The organism is Candidatus Ichthyocystis sparus, from assembly GCF_900078745.1.
Lineage (GTDB): Bacteria > Pseudomonadota > Gammaproteobacteria > Burkholderiales > 2013Ark19i > Ichthyocystis > Ichthyocystis sparus.
This window is the reverse complement of the sequence record NZ_FKII01000046.1, coordinates 71081-85675: the sequence shown is the minus strand read 5'-3', so window position 1 is coordinate 85675 and position 14595 is coordinate 71081. Positions and strand designations below refer to the sequence as shown.

General features: G+C 37.6%; 12 protein-coding genes and 1 rRNA gene. All 13 read right to left on the bottom strand.

From position 1 onward, the window contains the following. Nucleotides 1-106: ribosomal RNA gene (locus A6733_RS03275) — 16S ribosomal RNA — on the bottom strand; the annotation flags it as partial. Between the two features lie 404 nt (nt 107-510). Continuing rightward, nucleotides 511-3552 (bottom strand): pentapeptide repeat-containing protein, encoded by a 3042-nt coding sequence (locus tag A6733_RS03270; RefSeq protein ID WP_092402537.1) that lies wholly within the window; start codon nt 3550-3552, stop codon nt 511-513. Between the two features lie 1023 nt (nt 3553-4575). Further along, nucleotides 4576-5130 carry a CDP-diacylglycerol--glycerol-3-phosphate 3-phosphatidyltransferase gene (pgsA, locus tag A6733_RS03265; protein ID WP_092402539.1) on the bottom strand — a complete coding sequence of 185 codons (555 nt, stop codon included), beginning with the start codon at nt 5128-5130 and terminating at the stop codon, nt 4576-4578. 3 nt (nt 5131-5133) lie between these two features. Beyond that, nucleotides 5134-6954, bottom strand: a complete 1821-nt coding sequence (gene uvrC, locus A6733_RS03260) for an excinuclease ABC subunit UvrC (RefSeq protein WP_175330541.1) — start codon at nt 6952-6954, stop codon at nt 5134-5136. Continuing rightward, complete coding sequence (gene nagZ, locus A6733_RS03255; RefSeq protein WP_175330542.1) at nt 6951-8000, bottom strand: beta-N-acetylhexosaminidase; 1050 nt, start codon at nt 7998-8000, stop codon at nt 6951-6953. The genes uvrC and nagZ overlap by 4 nt, the downstream gene beginning before the upstream one ends. A 28-nt stretch (nt 8001-8028) precedes the next feature. Beyond that, nucleotides 8029-8394 carry a holo-ACP synthase gene (acpS, locus tag A6733_RS03250; protein ID WP_092402545.1) on the bottom strand — a complete coding sequence of 122 codons (366 nt, stop codon included), beginning with the start codon at nt 8392-8394 and terminating at the stop codon, nt 8029-8031. Nucleotides 8395-8402: 8 nt separating this feature from the next. After that, the gene (locus tag A6733_RS03245; protein ID WP_092402548.1) at nt 8403-9125 is read right to left on the bottom strand and encodes a pyridoxine 5'-phosphate synthase; all 723 of its coding nucleotides are present in this window, start codon (nt 9123-9125) and stop codon (nt 8403-8405) included. Between the two features lie 7 nt (nt 9126-9132). Then, nucleotides 9133-9855, bottom strand: a complete 723-nt coding sequence (recO, locus tag A6733_RS03240) for a DNA repair protein RecO (RefSeq protein WP_092402550.1) — start codon at nt 9853-9855, stop codon at nt 9133-9135. Further along, on the bottom strand, nt 9834-10757 hold the full coding sequence (era, locus tag A6733_RS03235; protein WP_175330543.1) for a GTPase Era: 924 nt from the start codon (nt 10755-10757) through the stop codon (nt 9834-9836). Before era ends, recO begins: the two co-directional genes overlap by 22 nt. Further along, nucleotides 10757-11455 (bottom strand): ribonuclease III, encoded by a 699-nt coding sequence (gene rnc / locus A6733_RS03230; protein WP_092402554.1) that lies wholly within the window; start codon nt 11453-11455, stop codon nt 10757-10759. Before rnc ends, era begins: the two co-directional genes overlap by 1 nt. 24 nt (nt 11456-11479) lie before the next feature. Then, nucleotides 11480-12301: a signal peptidase I gene (lepB, locus tag A6733_RS03225; protein ID WP_242641484.1), complete on the bottom strand. Its 822-nt coding sequence runs from the start codon at nt 12299-12301 to the stop codon at nt 11480-11482. Nucleotides 12302-12314: 13 nt separating this feature from the next. After that, nucleotides 12315-14123 carry a translation elongation factor 4 gene (gene lepA / locus A6733_RS03220; protein WP_092402558.1) on the bottom strand — a complete coding sequence of 603 codons (1809 nt, stop codon included), beginning with the start codon at nt 14121-14123 and terminating at the stop codon, nt 12315-12317. After that, nucleotides 14120-14563 carry a SoxR reducing system RseC family protein gene (locus tag A6733_RS03215; protein WP_092460410.1) on the bottom strand — a complete coding sequence of 148 codons (444 nt, stop codon included), beginning with the start codon at nt 14561-14563 and terminating at the stop codon, nt 14120-14122. Before A6733_RS03215 ends, lepA begins: the two co-directional genes overlap by 4 nt. Between the last annotated feature and the right edge of the window lie 32 nt (nt 14564-14595).

Below are 14595 nucleotides of genomic sequence, written 5' to 3'. Positions count from 1 at the left end.
GCCACTCGCCACCATCTTAGTTGCCTAAAACGTGCTGCCGTTCGACTTGCATGTGTAAAGCATGCCGCCAGCGTTCAATCTGAGCCAGGATCAAACTCTTTAGTTATATCTTATTTCTTAACAAACTCAGCCCGCTTATCGCGAACCTCTCCTAACCCGCTCACAACTATTAACTGCTTACTCTCTTTTTTAAAGATCTCAAAAACCGGTAACAGACATCACAGTTGGGGATTATGAAGATTAGAATCTACAATGTCAATGACAAAAATTAAAAAAGAACTATCAACATATGAAAATTAAAATGCAACCTAATTATTTTTATATTACAAGCCATTAATTTTTGCATAGCTAACACTCACATCCAATCCTACTTTGCAAATTGAGAAAACCTTATTTATAAAAACGCACCGATCAACATTATCATTATACATACATACATGACCACACTGAGACTCAGAAGATTCCAAATTTTATATCAATCAAGTTGGTATTACTACTCAAGTTAAACGCTTAAAGGACGGCACCCTCCCAACTAGAGCCATTTAAAATAGCACCCGTTAAATTGGCATCTTTTAAATTGGCGCCTCTTAAATTAGCATTCTCCAAATTTGCATTCTCCAAATTTGCACTCTCCAAATTTGCACCTACCAAACTAGCATTAATCAAGTTAGCTCCTGTAAGAATAGCATTGTTTAAGTGAGAACCATCCAAATTGGAATTACTCAAATTAGCATTACTAAAATTAGTACCAATTAGGCATGATCTTTGAAGATTAACTCCCTCCAAATTAGAAGATCTCATAATAGCCCCTGTAATAACGGCACAAGACATATATGAACCTCTTAGATCAGCATTAGATAACAAAGAAAAACTTAAATTAGCATTCTCAATACAAGAAAATCTAAGATCTACATAAGATAAATTAGCTCTATCTAAAACGGCCCATTTTAAATTTACTCCCATCATGCGGGAATTACTTAAATCAGCTCTTTCAAAGTTAGCAGAAATTAAATTACTCCCCATTAGATCAACTTTGTGTAATACCGAATCAACTAAAGAGGCACCAACTAAATTAACCAAATGCATAGTAGAACAAGACAAATTAGTATTTCTTAAATTAGATTTATTCAATCTAGCTCCAAACATGTTGGAAAACATTATAGAAGAACCCTCTAAATTTGTAGATACCAGCTTAGTATTGACCAATATTGAATTATTAAAGCTAGCGCCCTTGAAGTCAGCAAAGCAAAAATACAAACCAGATAAATTTAATCCATCCAGACGTACATTTCTCATGCTTAAACTTTTTTTACCCATAATATTAATAGATATAGCTTCGTTGAGACTAGATCTCTTTTTTCTTATCAAACTAGCGCCCTCATTAGAATTAATACCATATTTATTAGTGGATCTTAAAACAGCTAAAATTGATTCAAATTTATCCTCACCCGATTTGTCGGCAGCAATATCAGCACTATATGTCCCATGAACATTACCACTAGTGTGTACAGATGAATTGCATGAATCAATATTTTCCAAATTAAAATTTGAGGGATTAATATCATCCAAATCAACATAGATTGAATTATCAGCTAGATCATAAATATCTATATTGGGTTCAACTGGATTATTATTATCTAAAATAGCATTAACTAAATTAGCTCCGGTTAATTTTGCTCCAGTCAAATTTGCTCCAGTCAAATTTGCTCCGGTCAAATCTACTCCAGTTAAATCTGCTCTAGTTAAATTAGCATCGATTAAGTTAGTACCAGTTAAATCAGCATCGGTTAAATTAGCATCAGTTAAATTAGCTCCAGCTAAATTAGAGCTGCTAACAATAGCACCAGTAAGAATTGCTTTTTCTAAGTTAGCATTCATTAACCTGGATCGCTCTAAATTAGTACAACGTAATATAGATTCACTCAAATTAGCTGATACACAGTATGCCTCACGCAAATCAGCATTCGATAAATCTGCTCCTGAAGCATCAATACAGTGTAAATTTGCTGTTCTAAGTTTTGCATATACTAGATTAGCTTTTGTAAAATTTGATTTTTCTAAGTTAGCAGATATTAAGTTGGCGAAGCGTAATCTGGCAAAAATGAACTTAGCATTACATAGATTAGCTGATTCTAAATTGGCATAATTCAAATGGGCACTATTAAAACATGCACCTACAGCAATAGAGTTACGTAAATTTGTTAGCTCAAGATTTGCATAAGATAAACTAGCATATGTTAAATTTGCCCTTTCAAAAGAAGCATATCTTAGATCTGACTTAACAAGATTTACACCTGTTAAATTAGCGTTTGTTAAAGATGCTCCTAACGCATTAACCAATCTCAAGTCAGATAATCTCATGTCAGCATTATCTAATTTAGCTAGCTGTAAGTCCGCTTTGTATAAGTCTGCTCGACACAAGCAAGCAAACTTAAGATTAGATCCTCTTAGTACTGAACCACAAAATTTAGATCTGCTCAGATCAGAATATTCCATATTGGAACCTTCAAACTTAGAATAATTAGCATTGCTTGAGGATAAATCGGCAAATCTCAGATTGGCATTAGATACGGATGCTTCTAAAAGGGAGGAGTACGACAAATCAGCATGTATCAGATGAACTTCATCCATTTTAGCTTTTTCCAACACACAACTGTCAAGCTTAACAAAGTTAATAATAGAAGACCTTAAGTCTACAGTATCAGAATTTCTGTTACATTCATCTATATAAGAACAAACGGTTATTTGCTTACTAAGATAAATTTCCAAATGATCAATAAAATTACACTCATCAGATATAGATTCCCTTAATATCTTAGGGATTGAAGTTCTATTACCAGATGTAGTCTTATTCGCGCAGACTCGTACTACTCTTGAGTCCGTGTTAACAGAACCTGAAGAGCTTTGTATGGGCACTAATGAACTTTTAGACAGCATTTTCGCGGTTCTTCTTTGTTCCAACTTCTTTAATAAAGACTCCCTTACAGTACCTGAAGAAGATTTATGCCTAGATACAGTAGAAGATTCCGGCTTAGAAGCTGAACTACTAATTAAGGTAGATAATTGATTAGAACAAGTATTTACAACAGGAGTATGGCAATTATTACGCAAACTAAGTGAAGTATTATTCTCATGATGCTGAGAAACATTACCTGATGTTGGCATGTTGTGCTCTGCATTGGTTACAACATTATTAGCACCTAATAATAAATGCAAATAAGAAGATAAAGAACATCCTTGCAAAACATCAGGTCCAAATGTATTCCCAATTAAATCTTGCCGTTTTATAGATAAAGAATCACCTCTATTAGTAATTACAGACGAAGAAGTTGTAGAAGATGTTAAATTTACAGCATTACCAACTTCCTCACAACTTGACAAATCAGCCGTGTTTATGCCAAGTTCTTGTAAACCACCACAACTAGTACTTGCAGTATCAGTATTATAAGTGCTGCAATTAGTCTGCTCTCCATTGTTACAGGAACCAACACTTCCTGAGCTAGCACTGCCGTCATAAACATAAAAAGTACTGCTATTAACATTAAATGACATGAACAATGTCTCCCTGTCAAAATATACTTGGCACAATATAAGTAATAATATTGTTGTTCATCCAGAGAAGATGCAGCAACTAATGATAAGTAATTACTACATTACGACTTACGTCCAATATCAATGTAAATTTATATAATATATTAACAATAGGAAATAAGTTAATTTACGAACAACCTATCACTAGGTACCAATGATAAAAAAATCTATAAAATTACGAGTAATTCTATAGCATAAAATATGTAAAACACATGCACTATGAATATAAATTTAGTGCCTTAATTCTAAAAAGTATCAACGTTATACCTATAGGCAAATGTTAACTACACAGACAATAAAATGAGTATATATTTGTAGTAAAAATAATAGTTAATTCGTAGTTTATATAAATGAAAAACTTCAAATATGTTTATATGTATCACTCACCAATTTATGTAAACATGCTCTATTACGATGATATTAATCACCACGGCTAGTACTAATATAGTTTATTGATTACTTTATATGTAACAATCAGTAAGAAAACAATATTTCTATAATTGGTGTTAATGTATTACTTATACAAAAACATAACATATAAAAATTTTTCATTCCCAAAGTATTATAGTACTGTAGTAACAGGTACCATACATATAGTATAACCTTCATCCTAATACTGATACAGACTTATAAATAGTAACTACACTACACATAGTACTGCTAGGAAAAATAAATATATCTAATCTCTTTTAATAATAAAAACAAATATATGCTATCTGACTATATAAGACACACCTAAACCTGGATACGCATGTCAGAAAATGTACTAAAAATTACAGATAAAATGATTGTGGTAAAAATATGATTATTAATATGCTCACAAATAATTACTCATTAATCTACATAGCATATATAAAAATACCACAGTACTTTTCTGATAAAAAGCTACATAGTCTTAGCTTAACAGCCTTAATTTCTAGTGAGTATTATAAGATAATAAAAGCTGATACACCTTGCACTGTTTTGCATAAGATATAGGTATGATTACTTTTCTAAATAGGGCCAGGCGGCACACATATAAATGGTCATAGATATAAGAGTCATAACAACCGCCACAAGCATTAAAAACTGTCCTATTAGGAGGGTATCAATAAAATATAGCCTCAAATTAGCAAGAGCTAACGGAATAGCACTTAGCTGAGAAACTGTTTTTAGCTTGCCCAACATACAAACAGCCACACTCTTACTTTGTCCTACTATTGCCATCCACTCACGCAAAGCAGACACAGTAATCTCACGTCCTATCATTACTATAACCATCCAAGTTGGCAATCGCCCTAAATGCAGCAATACACAAAGCGCAGAAACAACCAACAGCTTATCCGCAACTGGATCTAGAAATGATCCCAAACGTGAACTTTGATTAAGAATTCGTGCAAAATAGCCATCAAAAGCGTCCGTTATAGCAGCAATAGCAAAGATGGTTGTTGCTGCAATATCCCGAGTAAAGTCACTATGCCATTGAAAGCAGTAACAAATTACGAAAAATGGGATTAAAACCATCCTAAAAAGAGTCAAAAAATTAGGAAATGTCATCATAAATCACCTAATTGTTTTCAGAGATTCATATATTCTTAATGCCAACTCAAAACTTATACCAGAAACTGTAGCTAAAGTGTCGGGGTTAAGATCAGCCATAGCACGAACGCTACCAAAACGATTTAATAGCAACTGACGTCTCTTAGGGCCAACTCCCTTTATACCATCTAAAACTGAGTTAAAGTTCTTCTTTATACGACGAGATCTATGTGAAGAGACAGCATAACGGTGAGACTCATCACGTACCTCAGCCAAAAAGAGAAGTGATTCATCTGACACACTCATCTTCAAAGGTTCCCTGCCATCTGAAAAATACAAAGTCTCTTGTCCAACTTTACGCGAACGACCCTTTGAAAGTGCTACTATAGGTATGGATAGTTGCAGTTCTGAAATAGCACGACAAGCTGCCTTCAGCTGTTCTACTCCACCGTCAATAATAATCATATCGGGCTGAATACCGCTCCTCCTTAAGACGTTACTATAGTGCTTATTAACAACTTGGTACATAGATGCAGGATCATCTCCAGGAGTTACACCTTTAACATCGTATCTCCTAAACTCCGATCTCAGAAAACCATTTCCCTGCCACACAACGCAAACTCCAACTGTGTTACTACCGTGAATATGGCTAATATCAAAACACTCAACACGTGCACAATCTTCGTAAATATTCATTAGTTTACATACAGCACGCCAACGAGAAAGCCTAACATCACGATGAAACAAACATCTATCAATAGAGTTACTAAGATTATCTTTAACTAAGCTAACAAGTCCAATATGAACTTTATCAGGTGCTATAGCACGGCAAGTAAGCCCACATTTATTTAACGCATTGCTAACCAACTCCAAACTAACAACTGACGGTAAAATCACAAATTCTGGGGGTGATACAACCCCGTAGTGTTCTATGACAAAACGAATTATCAATTCGCTAACATCACAGTCTATAAAATTTTCATTTTGCAACACATAATCTTTGTGATCAATGATATGTCCATCTCTCACATTCATCACGTTTATAACAAATAAGGAATAATCATTAGAAAATAAACCATCAATTATGTCTAAATTATCATGGTTATCACTAACAACATGTTGTACTTCTATCATTTTTTGTAGGGCAATAATTTGATCTCTTATTTGTGCCGCTCTCTCAAACAGCAATTTATCAGAACAAAGCTGCATTTCTTCATCTAATGCTGACATAATGTAGCTACGCTTGCCTGATAAAAATAGACGAGCGCGAACAACATCCTCGCGATAAGAAGATTCGCTTACTTTTCCTACACATGGTGCTGAGCAGTGCCCTATTTGATATAGCAAGCACGGCCTTTTACGATTACCAAAAACGTAATCATCACATGTCCTTAATCGAAAAATCTTTTGCAAAATCTGAATGCTCTTACGAACAGATCCGGCATCAGTATATGGCCCAAAATGGCTCTCAGTTGACGGAGGCATCTTACCTCTATAGGTCATTATGCGTGGATATTTATGATCTGAAAAAACAATATATGGATAGGTTTTATCATCACGAAATACAACATTAAATCGTGGTTTAAGGGATTTAATAAGGTTAATTTCTAGCAAAAGAGCTTCTACTTCTGAGGAAGTAACTGTTACACTAATATCATCTATTTTTTCAATAAGCTTTGCTATCCTAGGACCTTTGTTGCCCTTTAAAAAATACGAAGACACTCTTTTTTTTAAATTACGGGCCTTGCCCACATACAAAATTTCTTTATTCCTTCCCCAAAAACGATATATCCCTGGAGATGCAGGCAAAGAGAGTAATATGTTCTTAATATTCGTAGTAGTCACGACAGACTTGGCAACAACCGTGCATTTACAAACTCTGATAAATGAACTTTAGCCGCGCGATAACGAGGCTCAACTTTAGCAAGGTCAACATCATTAGCACGCAAAGAATCAACTTGTCTTTGGCAATCTGGAAAGTTCGAAATATCTATTGACTCAAGGAAAGAATCTATGCTTGGGGTATCCTTAAGAACATCACAAACGCACACGATATCGCAGCCAGCACTGATAGCACGGTAGAGTCTATCCCTAACATCTTCTACGACCTCACCTCCTTGCATAAACAGATCATCACTAATGATACACTGACGAAAATCAATATCGCGCCGTAGATAATCTATCCAAACAGATGATAAACAAGATGGCCAATGATCAACTTTAGGAAATGACACCCAACAGGTCATAACCCCAGATAAGCGATACCGCAGATTAAGATACGGACGCAGATCTTCCTCTAGTTCTTTTAGTTCTCGATGGTCGACTGGCTGCACAAAGTGGCTATCTTCATGAACATATCCATGTGTAGGGTAGTGTTTACCAACACAACGAACGCCAGAGGCTGACACCCCATCGATAAAACTCCCAGCAAGTGCGGTTACAACATCTGGATCTCTGTGAAAAGCACGATCACCTATAACATCGTTTACGTGATAGTCCAAATCTAAAACTGGGGAATAAGTCAAATCTACTCCTACTTTACCCAGCTCGTAGCCAACAATTATTCCCAAATCTGTAGCAAGAAGTAATGCCTCTTCCGGATTAGCATCATATAGCTCACCTACATCGCGAGCAGATGGAATTAAGGTCCAACCTTTAGTTTTAAAGCGCTGAACACGACCACCTTCGTGATCAACAGTAACCAGCAATTGCGGAAATCGCAGCGATTTAATCTCTTTAACCAAGAGCACTAGCTGATCCATATCCTCAAAATTGCGAGTAAAAAGAATTACTCCGCATACTGCTGGATTACACAAACGCCTACTAATTGATTCATTTAGACTAGTCCCTTCAAAGCTTACAACAATAGGACCCAAATCGGACTCCAACATCGCTTTCCCCAACAAGTATGAACTTGTACTATTTTTCGGCAACAACAAAAGCCAATACATAGCCTATATCATCTGACAAAGACAGATGGATACGATAATCAGCCATATAAGTCAACAAGGGCTCACTAAATGCAAAAAATGGCTTGCCATAACAATCTCTAAGCACAGCTATGTTACTCCAGGTTAGAGGATATCTACGTCCCATACCCATAGCCTTAGACAAAGCTTCCTTAGCAGCAAAGCTCTTAGCTATGCCATTTTGAGGCACAGAATTGCTAACCCATTGGTAATCAGCATGATTCAAAACTTTGCTGCAAAAACGGTCACGATAACGCAACCAAAGACGATTTACACGGTCTACAGAAACTAGATCCGTACCAACACCGACAATCATTAATATCCTTAAGTAATTAAACTCTTCATCTTTGCTACAGCGTGTGCCCAACCAATATCCAATGAACGAACTATAACCGCATAGCCTATATTAAGCTCAGAAATTCCTGGTATAGACAGGATAGGCAAAACATTCCCATAATCAAGCCCATGACCGGCATGAACTCCCAGACCAAGTTCTACTGCATATTTTCCTGCCAAAAACAGCTGCTGCATAGACAGATCACGCTCCCTAGGTGTCAAGGAGTTGGCATAGCACCCTGTATGTAGCTCAACGCTATTTGCGCCCAAATCAGCTGCTGCCCTAATTTGAGAAATATCTGGGTCAACAAAAAGCGAAACTTTAATGCTTTTTTGTATAAAAAGTGGAATAACTGATGCCAATTTAATCTCATTCGAAATGACATCCAAACCACCTTCAGTAGTAAGTTCTTCTCTACGTTCTGGTACCAGGCATATGCTGTTTGGAGATACTTCTAGTACAAAAGACAATATATCATCAGACAATGAAGACTCTATATTAAGTAGAGTTTTAATCGAGCTTCTCAATGACAAAATATCTCTCTCATGAATATGGCGCCGATCTTCTCGCAGATGGCAGGTAATCTGGTCAGCGCCATTTTCTTCGGCCACAAGTGCAGCATAAACGGGGTCTGGAACACTTCCTCGTCGCAGCTGCCGAATGGTAGCAACGTGATCTATGTTAATTCCCAAACGTGGCTTACGTGACATCAGTAAATTACCTCTTAGACAGTACCTGTAGTATACTCCTGGTCTTTAGTGTATACCCATCAAGGTGGTAATCTATAACGTATCGCATAAGCCTGCGTACTTCGCAAGCGTTGTCTGCTGAAACTATCCCGTTAGATAAATCGATAATGGCCTTACCAGACATAACAACACCTCTAGAAATATCTTTGCCACAACGCGAAAACCCACTTCCAACAACATATTCATACAAATTATCTGGAACAATCTCGTTATTTGAATTATCGACAGAACGAAGATCTATGGTGTAACCGAGTATATCCAAAAATGCTATCTCGAAACGTCTTAATATGGAATCAAAAAAAGTAGATTTTTCGTAAATTAGTTCTTCTAATGTGTTGCAATATAAGGTGAACATATCATGGCAATTATCTTCTTTTGGGAAAAGACGCATAATAAGTTCATTTAGGTACAGAGCAATCCACAGCCTGCTACCTGTTAGAAAGGGAAATATCCTGACATGCTCGACTGATGTAAGTCGCAACAACCCGGCACCTGAAGCTCCGAAAAATAATGGCTGAAAAGGAACCAAAGATTGTCCAAAAACGGAATTGGCGCGCCTAGCACCCCTTGCGAGTACACTAATACGCCCATAGTTACTGGTTAGACAATCCAACAGTACAGAATCATCAGCATAGAACCTACGGTGTAGTATAAAACATGGTTCTTGTTCTAGCTCAGTTCTTTTGGACATCCCTCGCCCAAATCAATTACTTCATGTCCCAATTTCTGTAGGCACGGCACATCATCACACCAACCTAGCTTAACTTTTACCCACAAACTCAAGAACACCTTACGTCCAAGAAAATTCTCTATATCTTGCCTAGCCACTATACCTATAGTCTTTATCAGAGAGCCATTCTTGCCTATGATAATTCTGCGATACCTTTCTTTTTCTACGTAGATTAGGGCACGAATTTTGACAACATTGTCACAATCTTCAAAAGACTCTACTAATACTGCAGAACCATAAGGCAATTCATCACCCAAACAACGAAAGACCTTTTCACGAATTACTTCAGATATCAAGAAAATCTCAGATTTATCAGTTAGCATGTCCTCGGGATACATAAACTCCTGCTGAGGAAGCAATGAACAGACATCAGATAACAGAACATCGGTACCTTGCTTTTGACGAGCACTAACCCAACACAAAGAAGCTGGATCTGCAACAGACCGCACTTTCTCCTCTATTTCGGCTTTCAAAAAACAGTTTGGCTTCTTAGCAAGATCTATCTTATTTACAGCTACAATTAACGGAGATGATGGTAGACTACGGGCGAAACTTTCATCTACCTCATTCCAATTCATTGCATCAACTACCCATACCACCACATCTACATCCATGAGAGTTGACTTCAGGGCGCTATACATACACTGGCTCAAACGCTTACGGCGAGATTTATTAAACCCTGGAGTATCAACAAATACGTACTGGCAGTCGTTTTCAGTAAGAATTCCAAGCGTACGCAGACGCGTTGTCTGAGGCTTACGTGAGGTAATAGATACTTTTGACCCAAGCAAGCAGTTTAACAACGTAGATTTACCTACATTAGGTCTTCCGACCAGACCAATTTGACCGCAGCGCACCACCACTAAGACTCCGTACCATGATAATCTAGACAGGTCAAAACTATAGCAGCAGCCTCTTGTTCTGCTAACCGTCTTGACCTGCCGTGACCGATACCCTCAACATTGAGGGCCGGAACACGACATGCTACTTCAAAAGTTTGCTGATGTGCTAGGCCATAAGTATTTAAAATCACGTACTCTGGCAAATCTATACGTTGTGCTTGCAAAAATTCCTGTAGCTTGGTTTTTGGGTCTTTTGAAGATTCAGGATCAAGCTTATCAAGTAGGGTAGACAAAAGGGAAGTAGCAACTTCTGAGGACTTTTCAAAGCCAGCTTCCAAAAAAACCACCCCCAAAAGCGCTTCAAATACATCTGACAAAATAGAAGGCTGCACCACCCCCCTACAACTTTTACTACCTGACTGTGCCAAGCGAACATGTCGCTCCAATTTGATACTCTTTGCCATCTCTGTTAGTGCGGTTTTTTTAACAAGTGACGCACGTAACCGTGAAAGAACTCCCTCTCGCAAATCTGGAAAACGATGAAACAACAAGCTTGCAGCTGCCAGATTAACCACACTGTCACCCAAAAACTCTAACCGCTCATAGTTATCCTTGCCAAGTGAGCTATGAGTAAGCGCAGATCGCACTAAATCCTTATTCTGAAAAGAGTAGCCAAAAGACTCAGACAATTCGTCAAAATCAACAGACACAGCCGCCATATAATCCTCATATACATACTCAAGCTAAACGAATGGGCCAATTCGAGACAAATCTATGTCCATAGGAGGAAATAAGCTACCAGCATGAAACCAGATTAAAAATGCCCTTCCTAAAATGTTCTCCTCTGGAACAAATCCCCAAACTCTACTGTCAGAACTGTTGTCTCTGTTATCACCCATAACAAAGTAGCTATTTTTAGGTACAATACACTTAATTTCTGTAAAGCCAAACTTACAGTCACGACTGTTCGAAAATCTTTCTTTCCTGGTAAATAATCCTGTTCTACCTGGATCATTCAAAACGTCATGAACTACTCCTAACAAATTTTCCTTATATCGCTTTGAAAAGGTAAGTTGTGACGGATTCATATAGTCGGATGCCATTTCCTTCGACACCAGTACATTATTAATGAACAATCTTTTATTACTATATACCACCTCATCACCTGGTATACCAATTACCCGCTTGATATAGTCTATTCTAGGATTTATCGGGTAACGAAAAACTATCACATCACCTCTACTGGGCTCACCCATAGAAAATATCTTCTTGTTTATTAATGGCAATCTAATACCGTACGTAAATTTATTAACTAAAATAAAATCACCGACTAATAAAGTTGGAACCATTGACCCAGATGGAATACGAAACGGCTCAAACAAAAAGGAGCGTATAAAAAATACTGCTAGCAATACTGGAAAAAAACTACCTCCCCATTCCATCCACCAAGGGTCAGGAGATCCAGGAGCGCGTCTTTTGGATGCGTAGAAAAAATTAACCGCAAACAAAAATCCTGAAAAAACTACCAATAAAAAAAGAACTAAAACAAAATCGAAACTCTCCAAAATTTTTCCTTTCTCAGCGCGATGATGTATCATCGGTTCTTAAAACAGCTAAAAATGCTTCTTGCGGTATTTCAACAGCGCCCACTTGCTTCATGCGCTTTTTACCTTCTTTTTGTTTTTCGAGTAGTTTCTTCTTACGGGTAATGTCACCGCCATAGCATTTGGCCAAAACATTTTTACGTAAGGCTTTAACATTCTCTCTAGCTACGATATTGCTACCGACAGCAGCCTGTATTGCAATATCAAACATTTGCCTTGGTATAATTTTTCTCAGCTTCTCTGCCAATATACGTCCACGGTACTGAGCATTAGCGCGATGAACCATTGTAGACAGAGCATCAACTTTATCACCATTAATTAGGATATCCATTTTTACTACATCAGCTGCACGAAATTCCCTAAATTCGTAATCTAACGAGGCATAGCCTCTACTAACTGACTTCAGCCGATCAAAAAAATCCATAACTACTTCTGCACTTGGCATGTCATAAACTATCTTTACTTGCCGTCCGTGATACTGCATATCCTTTTGCACGCCTCGTTTTTTGCTACACAAGGTTATGACTGAACCAACATACTCCTCGGGAACGAATATAAAGCACTCTATAATGGGTTCTCTAATTTCTACAATCTTTGAAGGATCTGGTAAAAGTGCTGGATTATCTATACGAAGCAGCTCCCCTCCCTTAGTAAGCACTTGGTATACAACAGTTGGTGCTGTACAAATTAACTGCGCACCATATTCTCTCTCCAATCGTTCCTGAACAACATCCATATGCAGCAGGCCCAAAAATCCACAACGGAATCCCGAACCTAGAGCATTGGAAACTTCCGGTTCAAAGGTAATTGCTGCATCGTTGAGCTTGAGTTTTTGAAGTGCTTCTCGAAGTAACTCATACTGATTGGATTCAATAGGATAAAATCCAGCGAATACTTGCGACTTAATCTCCTTGAAGCCTGGAAGAGGACTAGAAGCGGGACAATTGGCTAAAGTTACGGTATCGCCGACACGAGCTGAGCTGAGCGTTTTGATACCGGCAACAATGAAACCCACATCACCAGAGCTCAAAGATTTTTGGGGAAGTGCGGTAGGGGTAAAAACACCTATCTGCTCACAAGAAAATTCCTCCTCTGTAGACATAAAGCGTATCTTATCTCCTAATACAACTTCTCCAGTAAATACTCTAATTAGTACAACAACACCCACATAATTATCGAACCAAGAATCTATAACTAATGCTTTAAGTGGTTCATCTACGCAATATGCTGGGGGAGGAATCATATGAATTACATGTTCTAACAGTTCGACCACACCTTGCCCTGTCTTTGCGCTACATTCAGGTGCAGTAGAAGCATCAAGACCTATAATATCTTCTATATTCATGCGCACTTTGTCAGGATCTGCTGCTGGCAGGTCTATCTTGTTAAGTACTGGAAAAACTTCCACGCCCAAATCCAAAGCGGTGTAACAATTAGCTACCGTTTGTGCTTCAACACCTTGGCTAGCATCAACTACCAATAAAGCCCCTTCACAGGCGCTTAGACTGCGGGAAACTTCATAGGAGAAATCTACATGTCCTGGCGTGTCAATTAAATTTAAACGATACAGGCTACCATTAGAGGCACGGTAATCTAGGGCAACAGTTTGCGCCTTTATCGTTATACCTCGCTCTCGTTCCAGATCCATTGAATCTAGCACTTGCTCTGACATCTCTCTCTTATCAAGGGCGCCACATTCTTGAATAAACCGATCGGCAAGGGTAGATTTACCGTGATCTATATGAGCGATAATACAAAAGTTGCGTACATATTCTTTTTTCATAGTTCTAATTTTTCGCATGAAAGTGTAGACTTCAAACAAGAATGAGAAAAATAGAAGCGAGCAATAATTATGGATATACAAAATGAAAAACATGATAACAAAAAAGCGTGTATTTCATTAAAATTAAAGAACTCTGCTGACATAGCAACAATTAAAAAAACCAGCGTTGGCAGGAAAAGTGAGAACATAAGGCTAGATATAAATTCTTTCCTTGATATGGATACTCGCAAGATATCACCCACCTTGCACGGTATTAAGCACGGCATAGAAAACAATGGTACAACTGAACCAAGGAATACCCTCTGAGATGCACAATATCCAAGGGCCAAGCACCTAGAGCAAAGATTACCAGCGTTAAGATAGCATACGGTAATGCAACTAGACTTAAACGACTCAACGCGAACACAAACGGTAACATTATCTATATTGTTTTCGTCCATATAACTCCCCGAACCATATGATAGCACCAATA